The sequence below is a fragment of the Bradyrhizobium sp. LTSP857 genome, from assembly GCF_000938285.1.
GTDB lineage: Bacteria > Pseudomonadota > Alphaproteobacteria > Rhizobiales > Xanthobacteraceae > Bradyrhizobium.
Genome location: NZ_JYMS01000049.1, coordinates 308312 through 325625, shown reverse-complemented (window position 1 = coordinate 325625; position 17314 = coordinate 308312). Strand labels below are relative to the sequence as shown.

Here is a 17314-nt window from a genome sequence, read left to right as displayed (position 1 = left end):
ATTCCGCCCCTCGTCGTTTGTGACGGCGTTCACTGGAAACAAGAACAATGGCTGACAAGGTCCTGATTTACTCGCGCTTTCCCAAGACGATGATGGCGCGCTTCGCCGAGCGGTTCGACCTGCTCGACACCGGCGGTAAGCCGCCGCGGGAGGTGTTTTCGGCGGACGAACTCGGCGGCATCCGCGCGATGCTCACCGCGGGCGGCACGCCGCTCGATGCGGAGGCGATGGACCTGTTTCCGAAGCTGGGCGCGATCGTCTGCTACGGCACCGGCTATGACGGCATCGACCTGAAAGCGGCCGCCGCGCGCAACATCGCGGTCGGCCACAGCCCCGGGGCCAATGCGGCTTCGGTTGCCGACATCGCGATGACCCTGATGCTCGCGACTACGCGGCGGATCCTGGCTGCCGACCAATATGTCCGCAGCGGTGATTGGGCTGGCGCAAAGCAGTCGCCGATGATGCGCCCGCAGGCCGGGATGCCCGGCCGCCGCATCGGCGTCTATGGCATGGGCGAGATCGGCCGCAAGATCGCGGCGCGCTGTGCCGCCTTCGAGAGCGAAGTCGGCTATTTCAGCCGCAGCAAGTACGATCTGCCGTATCAATATTTCCCGTCGCTGGAGGCGCTCGCCGACTGGTGCAGCGTGCTGATGATCGCAGTCCGCGCCGGCGCCGAGACCCAGCACGCCGTCAACGCCAATATCCTCAAGCGCCTCGGCGAGGACGGCTATGTCGTCAACATCTCCCGCGGTTCGGTGATCGACGAGAAGGCGCTGGTCACAGCGCTCTCCGACAAGACCATCGCCGGTGCCGGCCTCGACGTCTACGAGAGGGAACCGCACGCCCCTGACGCCCTGACGGCGCTGCCCAATGTGGTGCTGGCCCCGCATATCGGCGGCCACACCCTCGAATCGCACGTGGCGATGCAGAACTGCGTACTGGCGAACCTGACTGGATTTTTCGCCGGCCAAGGGCTGCCATATGCGGTCGAAACGGCCTGAATTCGATCCTTATCGGCCCGGATCAAGCCCCGCCGACAATCGATTGGAACTGGTGTGAATTTTGCTCTTGGCAAGCAGGCAGAGAGCGGTTAAAGAACCGCTTCCGGACGGACCGGCCTTGGCTGGTGCGTTCGTGCACGCATTCCGAAAACCCAATACGATAGGAGATCATTCCTTTTCAGGACGTCCGTAAGGATTTGCCGGAAAAGGAAGGAAAACCATCGGTTGGTGGGATGCGGGCAGAGGTCAGACGGTTCGCCGGCTGGCCTTGTCCTGTCCAAGACTGCAGGCGCCCGCGGGAAATTTCGATTTCTCAACGGCTTAATCGCATGGCCTGCATAGACGGGTGAAGACCGGATTTCACTTCGCCTCCCACCTTAAGGTGGTTGCGGAATGGGTTTGGTTCGGACCTCGACACGCCGTGGGCCTTAGCGGGTTCCCGGAGGGCAGGCTTTGAATTGTCGTCTTGCCCGGCGTGTCCGATGGGTTTTGACCCTGAGGTTAGGTTTGGGCGGGACGATGGGTGCAACCCGGCGGTCCCGCTTTTGCGATGACCGCCAACCGGAAAGAGCTTGCTGTGGAACGAGCGGCAAAAAAGGAAGCGGTCGAACAGCTCAATGGGGTCTTCAAGACCACGAGCGTCGCGGTCGTCGCCCAATATTCCGGCCTGACCGTTGCCCAGATGCAGAAGCTGCGCACGCAGATGAAGCAGGCTGGTGCCTCGGTGAAGGTCTCGAAGAACCGTCTCGCCAAAATTGCTCTTGAGGGCACTGACGTCGTTGCCATCGGTCCCATGCTGAAGGGACCGACCGTGATCGCCACTTCGAACGATCCGGTAGCGGCGCCAAAGGTCGCCGTCGAATTCGCCAAGACGAACGAAAAGTTCGTCATCATTGGCGGGTCGATGGGAACGACCGTCCTGAATGTCGACGGCGTGAAGGCTCTTGCCTCGCTGCCGTCGCTTGACGAACTGCGCGCCAAGATCGTCGGCCTCCTCGTGGCCCCGGCGACCAAGCTCGCTCAGCTCGCAAACGCGCCCGCGGGCAAGCTCGCGCGCGTCATCCAGGCTTATGCCTCGAAGAGCGAAGCGGCCTGACGCCCTTCGCAAAACTCAAACCCGAACCAGACTAGTTTAAGGAACCAGAACAATGGCTGACTTGCAGAAAATCGTTGACGACCTCTCGAGCCTCACCGTGCTCGAAGCCGCCGAACTCGCCAAGCTCCTCGAAGAAAAGTGGGGCGTGTCCGCCGCTGCGGCAGTGGCCGTTGCCGGTCCCGCCGCCGCTGCCGCCGCTCCGGCTGAAGAGAAGACCGAGTTCACGGTCGTTCTCGCCGCCGCTGGCGAGAAGAAGATCGAAGTCATCAAGGAAGTCCGCGCCATCACCGGCCTGGGCCTGAAGGAAGCAAAGGATCTCGTCGAGGGCGCGCCGAAGCCTGTCAAGGAAGGCGTGAACAAGGACGAAGCCGAGAAGCTCAAGGCCCAGCTCGAGAAGGCTGGCGCGAAGGTCGAGCTCAAGTAAGCGCAGCTTACTTGAGCGAGATCCCGGGCAAGCGTCAGCGCGACCCGGGATCCCGACCCGCAAATTCGGTGGCTGTTTCCGGCCTTGGAGCGGCGGGTCTGATGCAAAAGGCGTGCGACGGAACGTCCCGACGCAGGCTGAACACGAAAAAGTGTGGGGATTTGAGGGTTTACCCCTCGAATCTCCACTATTGTCGCCCCATATCGGGTCGACAGCACGAAAGCGCGGTGGGCAGGGATGCGGGATTTCCCTGTAAGCCGTTGGGAGAGCAAGCTATTTCGGGCTTTTGCAGTCCGTGAAAACGATCGTTGTGACGGGCGGGCGTGCCTATGCGCCCCGCGCGTCGTTTTGCGTTTTGAAGGTCTGAAGAACAGATTCAGGACATGACGGCCTGAAACTGGACTTCTGGTCCCCAAAACGGGTTCGAAAAATTCAACCCGGGGAGCGGCGGCAGCTGCGTTCCGGACGGCGCGCCCAAAGCGGGCGACGAAATGAGAGGCCACGATGGCGCAGCAGACATTCACCGGTCGCAAACGCGTTCGCAAGTTCTTCGGACACATCAAGGAAGTCGCCGAGATGCCGAACCTCATCGAGGTTCAGAAGGCGTCCTATGACCAGTTCCTGATGGTCGACGAACCCCAGGGCGGGCGGTCGGACGAGGGCTTGCAGGCGGTGTTCCGCTCGGTGTTCCCGATCTCGGACTTCTCCGGCACCTCGATGCTGGAATTCGTCCGCTACGAGTTCGAGCCGCCGAAGTACGATGTCGACGAGTGCCGCCAGCGCGGCATGACCTTCGCGGCACCCCTCAAGGTGACGCTGCGCCTCATCGTGTTCGATATCGACGAGGAAACCGGCGCGAAGTCGGTGAAGGACATCAAGGAGCAGGACGTCTACATGGGCGACATTCCGCTCATGACGATGAACGGCACCTTCATCGTCAACGGCACCGAGCGCGTCATCGTCTCGCAGATGCACCGTTCGCCCGGCGTGTTCTTCGATCACGACAAGGGCAAGACCCATTCCTCGGGCAAGCTCTTGTTCGCCGCCCGCGTGATCCCGTATCGCGGCTCCTGGCTCGACATCGAGTTCGACGCCAAGGACATCGTCTATGCGCGTATCGACCGTCGCCGCAAGCTTCCGGTGACGTCGCTGATGTTCGCGCTCGGCCTCGACGGCGAGGCGATCCTCAGCACCTTCTACAAGAAGATCCAATACAAGCGGATCAAGGAAGGCTGGCGCGTTCCGTTCGACGCCAATCGTTTCCGCGGCTACTCGACCATCAACGATTTGATCGACGCCGACACCGGCAAGGTCGTGCTCGAGGCCGGCAAGAAGCTCACCGTGCGCGGTGCGCGTCAGATGCAGGAAAAGGGGCTCAAGGCGCTGCGCCTCTCGGATGCGGAACTCGTCGGCAACTACATCGCCGAGGACCTCGTCAATCCCAAGACCGGCGAAATCCACGCGGAAGCCGGTGAAGAGATCACCGACAAGTCCATGAAGGCCCTCAACGAGCAGGGCTACAAGGAGCTGCCGCTGCTCGACATCGACCACGTCAATGTCGGCGCCTACATCCGCAACACGCTCTCGGCCGACAAGAACATGACGCGCGAGGACGCGCTGTTCGACATCTACCGCGTGATGCGTCCGGGCGAGCCGCCGACGCTGGATTCGGCGCAGGCGATGTTCCAGTCGCTGTTCTTCGACGCCGAGCGTTACGACCTCTCCGCGGTCGGCCGCGTCAAGATGAACATGCGCCTCGACCTCGATGCGCCCGACACCCAGCGTACGCTCCGCAAGGAAGACATCCTCTCCGTCATCAAGACGCTGGTGGATTTGCGCGACGGCAAGGGCGAGATCGACGACATCGACCATCTCGGCAACCGCCGTGTGCGTTCGGTCGGCGAGCTCATGGAGAACCAATACCGCATCGGCCTTCTCCGCATGGAGCGTGCCATCAAGGAGCGCATGTCCTCGGTCGACATCGACACGGTCATGCCGCAGGACCTGATCAACGCCAAGCCGGCGGCTGCCGCCGTGCGCGAGTTCTTCGGCTCCTCGCAGCTCTCGCAGTTCATGGACCAGACCAACCCGCTGTCGGAGATCACCCACAAGCGCCGTCTCTCGGCGCTTGGACCGGGCGGTCTGACCCGCGAACGTGCCGGCTTCGAGGTGCGCGACGTGCATCCGACGCATTACGGCCGCATCTGCCCGATCGAGACGCCGGAAGGTCCGAACATCGGCCTGATCAACTCGCTCGCGACCTTCGCGCGCGTGAACAAATACGGCTTCGTCGAGACGCCTTATCGCAAGGTCAAGGACGGCCGGGTCACCGACGAGGTCGTGTACCTCTCGGCGATGGAAGAGGGCCGCTACACGGTCGCGCAGGCCAACGTGCCGCTCGACCCGAAGGGCCGCTTCACCGAAGATACCGTGGTCTGCCGTCACGCCGGCGAAGTCTTGCCGGTCACGCCGGACAAGGTCGATTACATGGACGTGTCGCCGAAGCAGCTCGTTTCGGTCGCAGCCGCGCTGATCCCGTTCCTCGAGAACGACGACGCCAACCGCGCGCTGATGGGCTCGAACATGCAGCGCCAGGCGGTGCCGCTGGTTCGCGCCGAGGCGCCGTTCGTCGGCACCGGCATGGAAGGCGTGGTTGCGCGTGACTCGGGTGCTGCGATCGCGGCACGCCGTTCGGGCGTGATCGACCAGATCGACGCGACCCGCATCGTCATCCGTGCGACCGAAGATCTCGATCCGACCAAGTCGGGCGTCGATATCTACCGGCTGATGAAGTACCAGCGCTCCAACCAGTCGACCTGCATCAACCAGCGTCCGCTGGTGAAGGTCGGTGATATCGTCAAGAAGGGCGACATCATCGCCGACGGTCCGTCGACCGATCTCGGCGAGCTCGCGCTCGGCCGTAACGTGCTGGTCGCGTTCATGCCGTGGAACGGCTACAACTTCGAAGACTCGATCCTGCTCTCCGAGCGGATCGTGAAGGAAGACGTCTTCACCTCGATCCACATCGAGGAGTTCGAGGTGATGGCCCGCGACACCAAGCTCGGGCCTGAGGAAATCACCCGCGACATTCCGAACGTCTCGGAAGAAGCGCTGAAGAACCTCGACGAAGCCGGCATCGTGTACATCGGCGCGGAAGTCCGCGCCGGCGACATCCTGGTCGGCAAGATCACGCCGAAGGGCGAAAGCCCGATGACGCCGGAAGAGAAGCTTCTGCGCGCCATCTTCGGCGAGAAGGCTTCCGACGTTCGCGACACCTCGCTGCGCGTTCCTCCGGGCGTGCAGGGCACCATCGTCGAAGTGCGCGTGTTCAACCGGCACGGCGTCGACAAGGACGAGCGTGCGCTGGCGATCGAACGGGAAGAGATCGAGCGTCTGGCCAAGGACCGCGACGACGAGCAGGCGATCCTGGACCGCAACGTCTACAACCGTCTTGCCGAGCTTCTCGAGGGACGGCAGGGCATTGCCGGTCCGAAGGGCTTCAAGAAGGACACCAAGATCACCCGTGCGGTGCTCGAGGAGTACCCGAAGTCGCAGTGGTGGCTGTTCGCTTCGCCGAACGACAAGCTGATGGCCGAGATCGAGGCCATGCGGAAGCAGTACGACGAGTCGAAGAAGGGGCTCGAGCAGCGCTTCCTCGACAAGGTCGAGAAGCTTCAGCGCGGTGACGAATTGCCGCCCGGCGTGATGAAGATGGTCAAGGTCTTCGTCGCGGTGAAGCGCAAGATCCAGCCCGGCGACAAGATGGCCGGCCGCCACGGCAACAAGGGCGTGGTGTCGAAGATCGTGCCGATCGAGGACATGCCGTTCCTGGAAGACGGTACGCATGCCGACATCGTGCTCAATCCGCTCGGCGTGCCCTCGCGCATGAACGTCGGACAGATCCTCGAGACGCATCTCGGCTGGGCTTGCGCCGGCCTCGGCAAGCGCATCGGCCAGACGGTCGATGCGTATCTGGCGAAGCAGGACATCAGGCCGCTGAAGGAAACCTTGAAGAAGGTCTACGGCGAGGACGAGACGATCAAGTCGCTCAACGACGGCGAACTGATCGAGCTCGGCCGCAATCTGAGCCACGGCGTGCCGATCGCGACGCCGGTGTTCGATGGTGCCAAGGAAGCCGACATCGAGGAGATGCTGAAGCTCGCAGGTCTCGATGCTTCGGGCCAGTCGACCGTCTATGACGGCCGCACCGGCGATGCCTTCGATCGCAAGGTGACCGTGGGCTACATCTACATGCTCAAGCTGCACCATCTCGTCGACGACAAGATCCACGCGCGTTCGATCGGTCCGTACTCGCTCGTCACCCAGCAGCCGCTGGGTGGTAAGGCGCAGTTCGGCGGCCAGCGCTTCGGTGAAATGGAAGTGTGGGCGCTCGAAGCTTACGGCGCGGCCTACACGCTCCAGGAGATGCTGACCGTGAAGTCGGACGACGTCGCCGGCCGTACCAAGGTGTACGAGGCGATCGTGCGTGGCGACGACACCTTCGAGGCCGGTATTCCGGAATCGTTCAACGTGCTGGTCAAGGAAATGCGCTCGCTCGGCCTCAACGTCGACCTGCACAATTCCAAGGTCGGGCCGGGGACTGCGGAAGCGGCCGAGTAACGCAATCTATCATGCCCGGCCGCCTCGGCCGGGCATCGGCGCCCCTCCCAAGGCCTTGAGGGAAGGGCGCCCCGCATAGTGATTTTCGAATTTGCTGCCGGAGGCGACCGGCACGCGAGGAGAAGACGATGAACCAAGAAATTATGAATCTCTTTAACCCGACGACGCCGGCTCAGGTCTTCGACCAGATCCGGATTTCGATCGCGAGCCCCGAGAAGATTCTGTCCTGGTCGTACGGCGAGATCAAGAAGCCGGAGACCATCAACTACCGTACCTTCAAGCCCGAGCGCGACGGCCTGTTCTGCGCGCGCATCTTCGGGCCGATCAAGGATTACGAGTGCTTGTGCGGCAAGTACAAGCGCATGAAGTACAAGGGCATCATCTGCGAGAAGTGCTCGGTCGAGGTCACGCTGTCGCGCGTCCGACGCGAGCGCATGGGCCATATCGAGCTCGCGGCGCCCGTTGCCCACATCTGGTTCCTGAAGTCGCTGCCCTCGCGCATCGGCCTTCTGCTGGACATGACGCTGAAGGATCTCGAGCGGATCCTCTACTTCGAATATTACGTCGTTCTCGAGCCGGGCCTCACCGCGCTGAAGGACCGTCAGCTGCTGTCGGAAGACGAGTATCTGAAGGCGCAGGACGAGTACGGCCAGGATTCCTTCACTGCCATGATCGGCGCGGAAGCGATCCGCGAGCTGCTCAAGGGCATGGACCTCGAGAAGCTCGAGCTGACCTTGCGCGCGGAGATGCAGGAGACCGACTCCGACATCAAGCACAAGAAGCTCGCCAAGCGCCTGAAGATCGTCGAAGCGTTCCGCCACTCCGGCAACAAGCCGGAATGGATGATCCTGACCGTGGTTCCGGTGATCCCGCCGGACCTGCGTCCGCTGGTGCCGCTGGACGGCGGCCGCTTCGCGACCTCGGACCTCAACGACCTCTACCGCCGCGTCATCAACCGCAACAACCGCTTGAAGCGGCTGATGGAGCTGCGCGCGCCGGACATCATCATCCGCAACGAGAAGCGCATGCTTCAGGAGGCCGTCGACGCGTTGTTCGACAACGGCCGCCGCGGTCGCGTCATCACCGGTGCCAACAAGCGTCCGCTGAAGTCGCTCGCCGACATGCTCAAGGGCAAGCAGGGCCGCTTCCGCCAGAACCTGCTCGGCAAGCGCGTCGACTATTCGGGCCGTTCGGTGATCGTGGTCGGTCCCGAGCTGCGCCTGCATCAGTGCGGCCTGCCGAAGAAGATGGCGCTCGAGCTGTTCAAGCCGTTCATCTATTCGCGGCTTGACGCCAAGGGTCTGTCCACCACCGTCAAGCAGGCGAAGAAGCTCGTCGAGAAGGAGCGGCCCGAGGTCTGGGACATCCTGGACGAGGTGATCCGCGAGCATCCGGTGCTCTTGAACCGCGCGCCGACGCTGCATCGCCTGGGCATCCAGGCGTTCGAGCCGGTGCTGATCGAGGGTAAGGCGATCCAGCTTCATCCGCTGGTTTGCGCCGCGTTCAACGCCGACTTCGACGGCGACCAGATGGCCGTGCACGTTCCGCTGTCGCTCGAAGCGCAGCTGGAAGCGCGCGTCCTGATGATGTCGACCAACAACATCCTGCATCCGGCAAACGGTCAGCCGATCATCGTGCCGTCGCAGGACATCGTGCTCGGTCTCTATTACGTCTCGGTCATGCGGGAAGGCCTGCCCGGCGAAGGCAAGCGGTTCGGCGACATGGCCGAGCTCGAGCATGCCCTGCACGCGAAGGTCATCCACCTCCACACCAAGATCAAGTATCGGTGGCAGGGCATGGATGAGACCGGCAAGGTCTCGACGCGCTGGATCGAGACCACTGCGGGTCGCGTCATGCTCGGCAATCTGCTGCCGAAGAACCCGCGGATTTCGTACGAGATCATCAACAAGCTGATGACCAAGCGTGAAATCTCCGGCGTGATCGACCAAGTCTACCGCCACTGCGGTCAGAAGGAGACGGTGATCTTCTGCGACCGCATCATGGCACTCGGCTTCTACAACGCGTTCAAGGCCGGCATCTCGTTCGGCAAGGACGACATGGTCGTGCCGCACTCCAAGTGGAAGATCGTCGATGCCACCCGTACGCTGGCGAAGGATTTCGAGCAGCAGTACAACGACGGTCTGATCACCCATGGCGAGAAGTACAACAAGGTCGTCGACGCCTGGTCGAAGGCGACCGAGGAAATCGCCAAGGCGATGATGAAGGAGATCTCCTCGACCAAGAAGACGGCGAGCGGAGCGGATGCCGACATCAACTCGATCTACATGATGGCGCACTCCGGTGCGCGTGGTTCGCCGGCGCAGATGCGCCAGCTCGCCGGCATGCGCGGCCTGATGGCCAAGCCGTCGGGCGAGATCATCGAGACGCCGATCATCTCGAACTTCAAGGAAGGCCTCTCGGTGCTCGAGTACTTCAACTCGACCCACGGCGCCCGTAAGGGCCTCGCGGACACCGCGTTGAAGACCGCGAACTCCGGCTACCTGACGCGGCGTCTGGTCGACGTGGCGCAGGACTGCATCATCACGCAGGACGATTGCGGCACCAAGCTCGGCATCAAGATGCGCGCCATCATCGATGCCGGCACCGTGGTCGCTTCGCTCGGCTCGCGCATCCTCGGACGCACGGCCTGCGAAGACGTGCGTGACAGCTCGGGCAAGGTGATCATCAAGCGCGGTGTCTTGATGGAAGAAAGCCATCTCGATGCCATCCATCAGGGTGGCGTCCAGGAGGTGAAGATCCGCTCGGCACTGACCTGCGAGCTCGTCAACGGCATCTGCGGCAAGTGCTACGGCCGCGACCTCGCCCGCGGCACGCCGGTCAACCACGGCGAAGCGGTCGGCGTCATCGCGGCGCAGTCGATCGGCGAGCCGGGCACCCAGCTCACCATGCGCACCTTCCACATCGGCGGTGCGGCGCAGCTCAATGAGCAATCGTTCGTCGAATCCAATTTCGACGGCAAGATCGTGATCCGGAACAAGGCCATCGCCCGTAACAGCGAAGGCCATCTGGTCGCGATGGTGCGCAACATGGTGGTGGCGATCGTCGATGCCGAAGGCACCGAGCGTGCGACGCACCGTATCCAGTACGGTTCGCGCCTGCATGTCGACGAGGGCGACTCCGTCAAGCGCGGCCAGCGTATCGCGGAGTGGGATCCCTACAGCCGTCCGCTTCTCACCGAGGTCGAAGGCACCATCGGCTTCGAGGATCTGGTCGAGGGGCAGTCGATCACGGAAACGCTGGACGAAGCCACCGGTATCGCCAAGCGCGTGGTCATCGACTGGCGCTCGCAGCGCGGCGGCGCGGACTTGCGTCCGGCCATCGTGGTCAAGGGCAAGGACGGCAAGGTCCTTAAGCTCGCCCGTGGCGGCGATGCCCGCTACATGCTGTCGGTCGACGGCATTCTGTCGGTCGACGTCGGAGCCAAGGTCCAGGCGGGCGACATCCTCGCCCGTGTCTCGACCGAAAGCGCCAAGACGCGCGACATCACCGGCGGTCTGCCGCGGGTGGCGGAATTGTTCGAGGCACGGCGTCCGAAGGATGCGGCGATCATCGCCGAAATCGCGGGCACCATCCGGTTCGGGCGCGACTACAAGAACAAGCGTCGCATCTCGATCGAGCCGATGGACAAGACCGACGAGGCACGCGAGTACCTGATCCCGAAGGGCAAGCACATCCACCTTCAGGACGGCGACGTCGTCGAAAAGGGCGACTTCATCGTGGAAGGCAACCCGGCACCGCACGACATTCTGGCGGTCAAGGGCATCGAGGAGCTCGCGGCCTATCTGGTCAACGAGATCCAGGAGGTCTACCGGCTCCAGGGCGTGCTCATCAACGACAAGCACATCGAGGTGATTGTCCGTCAGATGCTCCAGAAGGTGGAAGTCACCGACCAGGGCGACACGGACATGATCTCGGGCGAGCAGATCGACAAGATCGAGTTCGACCAGATCAACGAGAAGGCCAAGGAAGAGGGCAAGAAGATCGCCACGGGGACGCCGGTTCTGCTCGGCATCACCAAGGCGAGCCTCCAGACCCGCTCCTTCTTCTCGGCGGCCTCGTTCCAGGAGACCACCCGCGTCCTCACGGAAGCGGCGGTCAACGGCAAGGTCGATCCGCTCGAGGGTCTCAAGGAGAACGTCATTGTCGGCCGGCTGATCCCGGCAGGCACCGGCGCCTCTATGGCCAAGATCCGCGAAGTCGCCGTGAAGCGCGACAAGATGATCCTCGACGAGCGCGAGAAGCAGGCGGCTGTCGTGCCGCCGGCGCCGGAAGTAGAGCCCATGGCGCTGCCGCCCGCGGAATGACGGTTCATCCGTAAGAATACCGAGGACAATGAAAAGGCCGGCGCAAGCCGGCCTTTTTGCTGCTTTGTTTGCTTGCTGCGGTGCAGGACCAACCTTTGTTCATCTTTCCTTCAGGCGGAAAAGAGCTTCTGCTAAGGGAGCTTAGACCGGTGGTCCCGTGACGGGGGCACGGCCGGAGACCACGGAACTGACATGCTTGATCTCGCAATCGTTGGCGGCGGCCCCGGCGGGCTGATGAGCGCCTGGTACCTGAAGCGTAAGCTTGGCGACCTCTGCCGCATCACCATCTATGAGGCCTCGGACCGGCTCGGCGGCAAGATCGTCACGCGCAAATTCGATTCCGCGCCCGCGATGTACGAGGCCGGCGTCGCCGAGATCTACGACTACTCGATGACCGGGCCCGACCCGCTGCGCGAGCTGATCCAGCATTTTGGCTTGCAGACCATTCCGATGGACGCCGAGCAGGTGCAGTTCGGCGGCGAGCTCCTCAACGACGTCGCCGGCATGCGCCGCAAATACGGTGCGAAGACCGCGGCCGCAATCGAGGCGTTCCGCAAGCGTTGCGCCGACAAGATGTCGCCGATCGAATATTACGAAGGCGTCGGCGCACACGACAACGAGAATCCCTGGGCCTACAAGACCGCCGAGCAGGTGCTCGATGAAGAAGTCGAGGACGAGACCGCAAAGCGTTTCTTCAAGGTGATGGCGCGCTCCGACCTCGCCACCGAGAGCCACAACACCAACGGGCTCAACGCGCTCAAGAACTATTTGATGGATGTCGACGGCTATATCGGCCTCTACTCCATCCAGAACGGCAACGAGCAGATCGTCGAGTGCCTTCAGTTGGAAGTCAATGCCGACATCCAGCTCAATCACCGTGTGCTCGCCGTCGGCAAGGCGTCGACCGGGCGCTATCAGCTCAAGATGATGAACGGCAAGGGACCGGAGACGCGCGACTTCGATCTCGTGCTGGTCTGCCTGCCGCATTCCTGGCTTGCGACCATGGGCTGGGAAGGCGAGCAGCTCCGCAAGTCGATGGTCAAGCACGTCTCCTATTTCGATCGGCCGGCGCATTATTTGCGCGTCTCGGTCCTGTTCGATACGCCGTTCTGGGGCGACAAGATTTCCGGCGCCTGGTTCATGTCGGAAGCCTTCGGCGGCTGCTGCGTCTACAACGAGGGCGCGCGCCACGACGTCGGCAAGCACGGCGTGCTGAACTGGCTGATTCCCGGCTCCGACGCGCTGGCCTTCGCCAATTTGTCGGACCAGGAGCTGATCGAGGCCGCGCTGAAATCGCTGCCGGCTTCGCTCGGCAATGCGCGCGCGCATTTTATGGAAGGCAAGATCCACCGCTGGCTGTCGTCGGTGAACGCTATTCCGGGTGGTCTGCCCGTGCGCGACGTCATGACCAATCACCGGCCCGAGCCGAAGGAGCATCCCGGCATCGTGGTGGTCGGCGACTATCTGTTCGACTCGACGCTGAACGGTCTGCTCGACTCTTCGGATGCGGCAACCGACATCATCCTGACCGAGATGATGCGCCTGCGCCGCGCGCGCAGCCAGGATGCGAAGCCGCTGTCGAACAAGATCGACCGCGACTATTTCGAGAACTATCGCGGCCAGGGCCCTTACGGCGAAGCGTGGCAGCAGTTCACGGATCCCGACTATCTGACAAAACTGATCGGCATCGTCTGGGGCAAGGCGAAGGGTGCCAAGCTGCTGGTCGCGGGCTCCGCGAGCGGCGAGCTGGTTGGCGCGCTGCGCGAGCGCGGCATCGATGCCTACGGCATCGAGAACAACCGCGCCGTCCACGCCAGGACGCCGAAGGCGCTCAAGAAGTACAACAAGCTCGGCTCGATCACCGACATGCCGTTCAAGGACGGCGCGTTCGACTTCGTGTTCGAGACCAGCCTCTGCCATATTTCCCCGAAGCAGGTGGTCCGTGCGATCAAGGAGCTGAACCGCGTGGTCAGGACCGGCGTCGTATTCGGCTCGGTGACTTCGGACATGGCGCCTGCGCTGATCGATCGCTACGATTTGTTGCGCGGCGTCAAGAAGCTCGGCACCTGGTGGGAATGGTCCGAGCTGTTCTTCGGCAACGGCTTCGATCTTGCGATGCACCGCAAGGACTGCACCGACGCGCTCTGGGAGGCGACGCTCGCCGCCAACAAGGGCCCGGGTCAATGGTATGCCGACGCCGACAGCTTGCGCTATTCGTTCTTCGACAAGGTCGAGGACGAAGGCGACGACTAGCCCTTGGGATCGGATGAACTCGCCAATTGCTTTGCCGAATTCGTCCTGATCGCATAGAATCGGTGCAATAGCGGCCGTCCGCTATTTCTCTGCTTTCTCTGCGGTCATGCCGGCCGTCAGCATCGGTTGGTTTCATGGCGTCCAGGCCTCTCTCTCCCGACAAACAGAAGCTCGCTGCGCAAGAGGCGACGGAGCTGGAAGACAAACTCGTGGCCGCAGACAAGCCCGAGCTTGAAGAAGACGAGGACGACGAAGACGAGGACGACGAGCTTGAGCTCGACGACGACGATGAGGACGAGGACCTCGTCGTCTTTACCGCCCGCGAAGCCGCCGGCGCGCTCGCAACCATCTGGGGTTTCGTCAAACCCCATCTCTCCAACTACAAGCGGACATTGGCGTATGTAGCGTTCGGCGTCATGGTCGAGACGCTGTTCAACGTCATCATGCCGCTCAGCCTGAAATTCCTGATCGACGACGCGCTCGGCGAGGAAGACTTCCAGGCGCTGTACAAGATCCTCGGTGTGCTCGCGGTCGCCGGCATCTTCACTTCGATCGTGGCGGTCTGGTACGAGCGCTGGGACGCGCGGTTAGCTGCCTGCATCATCGCCGATGTCCGCAAACGGCTGTTCGAGCACGTCCAGGACCTCCCGGCGGCCTATTTCGGCCGTACCAAGCGCGGCGAAATCCTGTCGCGCTTTTCCGTCGACCTCGCTGCCTTCGAAGGCTCGGTCAAGACCTTCGCCAACAGTGCGGCGTTGCCGTTCCTGGAGTTGATCGCCGGCATCATCCTGATGTTCTTCCTCAACTGGCAGCTTGCGGTGGTCGCGCTCTTGGTGTTTCCGATCACGCTGATCGGCCCGCGCATGCTGACGCCGAAGGCGGTGCAGGCGAATTACGAGCAGAAGCTCAATGAATCCGCGCTGCTCGGCATGGTGCAGGAGAACGTGGCGGCACAGGCCGTGATCAAGGCGTTCAGCCTGCAACGCAGGATGTTCGGCTTCTTCAGCTTCCGCAACGACGAGACCCGCAACAGGATGGCGTCGGCGGCGTTCCTGTCGACCATGGTGGAGCGGACGGTCACCATCTCGGTGCTGCTGCTGCACCTCGTGGTGCTCGCGATCGGCGCCTATCTGGCGACCAAGGGCCAGATCACCATCGGCACCTTCGTCACCTTCGAGAGCGCGTTCTGGGAGGTGTCCTACAACATCGCCCATGTCATGCATTTCATCCCGGTGTCGATCTCCTCGGCCGCCGCGGTCCGCCACATCCAGGAACTCCTGGACGAACCGACACGCGGCGCCGATCGCGCCGGCGCGCCCGATCTGCCGCGCATCACCCATGACATCACCTTCGACCATGTGACGTTCCAGTACGAGGGCAGCCAGACGCCGGTGCTGGACAATCTCAGCCTCAAGCTCAACGTCGGCAAGCGCATCGCCATCGTCGGCCCCTCAGGCTCCGGCAAGAGCACGCTGCTCAATCTGATCCTGCGGCTCTATGTGCCGGACGAGGGGCGCGTCACCATCGACGGCGTCGATGTCCGCAAGGTGACGCTGGATTCGCTGCGCCGGAGCATGGCGGTCGTGTTCCAGGAGAACATGCTGTTCAACATGTCGATCCGCGAGAACATCCGCCTCGGCAAGGAGGGCGCGACCGACGAGGAGGTGGCGGAGGCGGCCAAGAAGGCCGAGATCCACCGCTACATCATGAGCCTGCCGCAGCGCTACGACACGCCGGTCGGCGAGCGCGGCGATACCTTGTCGGGCGGCCAGCGCCAGCGCATCGCGATCGCGCGCGCGGTCATCCGCAATCCCTCCGTGCTGCTGCTGGATGAGGCGACCTCGGCGCTGGACCAGACCACGGAGGCCGCGATCAACCGCACGCTACTGAAGGTCGCCAAGGGCCGCACCATGATCTGGTCGACCCACCGCCTGACCTCGGTGGTCGAGATGGACGAGATCATCGTGATTTCAGGGGGCAGGGCGATCGAGCGCGGCTCGCACGCCGAACTGCTCGCCAAGAACGGTACCTATCGCCAGCTGTGGAACGATCAGATCCACCAGCCCCACGGCGCTACGGCTCACGCCGACGACGACAGCGACGATGATGACGACGAGGACGATCTCGACGCGGATGATGAGGACGAGGACGACGAGGAGGAGTGACCGAGGAAGTTCGGCTCCAGATGGACCACGCCGCCAAGCCGCCGCAATAGTCCCTGGGTCGACCATGCGAAGAAGCGCGCCCAGCGTTGCGCCGTCCAGTACGGGCTCGTCGCGACCGAAACGGAGCGGAAGTCGAACGCCTTTGCCGCCGACCATTCATCGCAAGCCCGCTTGACCGGATCGGCGTAGAAGGCGGCGAGCTTGTCCGCGTCCATCCCGTCGGAAGCCAGCCACTGCGGGACGTAGACGTTGCAGAGCCGCTCGACGTCGGTGAACACCTTGTCGCAGCCGGTGCCGGCGACCGGGCAGGAGGTCGAGAAGGCGTCGCCCACCAGCACCAGGCCAGGCTGATGGCTGGCGTCGTTCACATAGAGATCGACCGGGCGGATCTTCATCTCGCTGGCGATGTCGAAGGGGCCGGTGATGCGCTTCAGCCGCGGCAGAGCGGCGTCCAGCGTCTCGCTAGGTGCGCGGCGCAGCTCACGCAGCCAGGGATCGTCGAAGCCGCGGTAGACGAAGAGGTTAGCACGCATCCGCGTGCCGATAGGAAACAGCGTGATGTAGGGGATGCGGTCGCTCGGCCGCTCCGAGAAATAGGTCAGTGCCGGAAAATCGAACGAGGTCCGTCCGGCCGGCACGATGTCGAACCCGATCGAGATCGAATGGCAGGCGCTGATGACCTTGCGTGTGATGCCGAGCTGGTGGCGCAGGCCGACGTTCAATCCGTTGGCGAGCACGATGAGGCGGGCCGAGACCGTCGTGTCGTTGGCGAGCGTGATTCTCTGCCGCTCCGGGCTCGTTTCGATCGACACCGCCTTGGCCCAGACGCGCTCGACATTCTCGGGGATCTCGTCGCGGACCGCGTTGACCAGGGAATCGTAGAGGATGTTGAACTGCCGGCTCGGCGCCTTGTCGAGGAGATGACCGAATCGCGCGATCCAGTTTTCGCCGGCAAAAGTCGCGCGGCGCAGCACTGAGTCGGCGATTCCGGTCCGCAGGAATCGCTCGACCTGGGTGTGACCGCTGAGTTTTTCGACGCGAAAATCGGCCGGATAGGTCGCATGCGGATCGATCAGCACGGTCGAAATGCCGGTTCGGCCGAGCATTGCGGCGGCGGTCGAGCCGGCAAGTCCCCCGCCGATGATGGCAATGTCGGTGTACCGCATGACGCCTGTCTCTGCCGAAGGGGGCAGATTGACGCACGAAGAGGAAAAAAAGCCTTAGCACTGGTTATAAAAGTATATTTTACCCGGATATAATTATTCTTTGGGTGGCAGAACGGGCGCTTCGATCCCATATGCAGAAAGCGGGGTGAGGGCGGCTAAGCGGCGATTTTGACAGGCGCAACCAGCGCTTCGTGACTGTCGTTTCGCCTTGACTTGATCGATTCCCACTTATAGAACCCCCTCACTTAACGACAGGCGGTGAGC

General features: G+C 62.8%; 8 protein-coding genes. 7 read left to right on the top strand and 1 reads right to left on the bottom strand.

Annotated features, from left to right (window positions below; genetic code table 11):
• Window positions 1-47: 47 nt before the first annotated feature.
• The 7 genes from UP06_RS34935 (at window position 48) to UP06_RS34905 (ending at window position 15884) form a co-directional block, all read left to right on the top strand.
• Entirely contained in the window at window positions 48-1001 is a 954-nt protein-coding gene (locus UP06_RS34935; protein ID WP_045008226.1) for a 2-hydroxyacid dehydrogenase, read from the top strand.
• Window positions 1002-1578: 577 nt separating this feature from the next.
• On the top strand, window positions 1579-2097 hold the full coding sequence (gene rplJ / locus UP06_RS34930) for a 50S ribosomal protein L10 (protein WP_045008783.1): 519 nt from the start codon (window positions 1579-1581) through the stop codon (window positions 2095-2097).
• Between the two features lie 52 nt (window positions 2098-2149).
• Window positions 2150-2521, top strand: a complete 372-nt coding sequence (gene rplL, locus UP06_RS34925) for a 50S ribosomal protein L7/L12 (protein ID WP_045008225.1) — start codon at window positions 2150-2152, stop codon at window positions 2519-2521.
• A 504-nt stretch (window positions 2522-3025) separates the two neighbouring features.
• Window positions 3026-7141 (top strand): DNA-directed RNA polymerase subunit beta, encoded by a 4116-nt coding sequence (gene rpoB, locus UP06_RS34920; protein WP_045008224.1) that lies wholly within the window; start codon window positions 3026-3028, stop codon window positions 7139-7141.
• A gap of 128 nt (window positions 7142-7269) precedes the next feature.
• The gene (gene rpoC / locus UP06_RS34915; protein ID WP_045008223.1) at window positions 7270-11466 is read left to right on the top strand and encodes a DNA-directed RNA polymerase subunit beta'; all 4197 of its coding nucleotides are present in this window, start codon (window positions 7270-7272) and stop codon (window positions 11464-11466) included.
• A gap of 192 nt (window positions 11467-11658) precedes the next feature.
• On the top strand, window positions 11659-13719 hold the full coding sequence (locus tag UP06_RS34910; protein WP_045008222.1) for an FAD-dependent oxidoreductase: 2061 nt from the start codon (window positions 11659-11661) through the stop codon (window positions 13717-13719).
• 134 nt (window positions 13720-13853) lie between these two features.
• Window positions 13854-15884: an ABC transporter ATP-binding protein gene (locus UP06_RS34905; RefSeq protein WP_045008221.1), complete on the top strand. Its 2031-nt coding sequence runs from the start codon at window positions 13854-13856 to the stop codon at window positions 15882-15884.
• Here the strand turns inward: UP06_RS34905 and UP06_RS34900 are convergent.
• Window positions 15800-17050, bottom strand: a complete 1251-nt coding sequence (locus tag UP06_RS34900; protein ID WP_045008220.1) for an FAD-dependent oxidoreductase — start codon at window positions 17048-17050, stop codon at window positions 15800-15802. The genes UP06_RS34905 and UP06_RS34900 overlap by 85 nt on opposite strands.
• Between the last annotated feature and the right edge of the window lie 264 nt (window positions 17051-17314).

Excerpts from the sequence above, each read along its gene's own strand:
- UP06_RS34935 (WP_045008226.1), top strand. The coding sequence starts at position 48 with ATGGCTGACAAGGTCCTGATTTACTCGCGCTTTCCCAAGACGATGATG.
- rplL (WP_045008225.1), top strand. The coding sequence starts at position 2,150 with ATGGCTGACTTGCAGAAAATCGTTGACGACCTCTCGAGCCTCACCGTG.
- rpoB (WP_045008224.1), top strand. The coding sequence starts at position 3,026 with ATGGCGCAGCAGACATTCACCGGTCGCAAACGCGTTCGCAAGTTCTTC.
- rpoC (WP_045008223.1), top strand. The coding sequence starts at position 7,270 with ATGAACCAAGAAATTATGAATCTCTTTAACCCGACGACGCCGGCTCAG.
- UP06_RS34910 (WP_045008222.1), top strand. The coding sequence starts at position 11,659 with ATGCTTGATCTCGCAATCGTTGGCGGCGGCCCCGGCGGGCTGATGAGC.
- UP06_RS34905 (WP_045008221.1), top strand. The coding sequence starts at position 13,854 with ATGGCGTCCAGGCCTCTCTCTCCCGACAAACAGAAGCTCGCTGCGCAA.
- UP06_RS34900 (WP_045008220.1), bottom strand. The coding sequence starts at position 17,050 with ATGCGGTACACCGACATTGCCATCATCGGCGGGGGACTTGCCGGCTCG.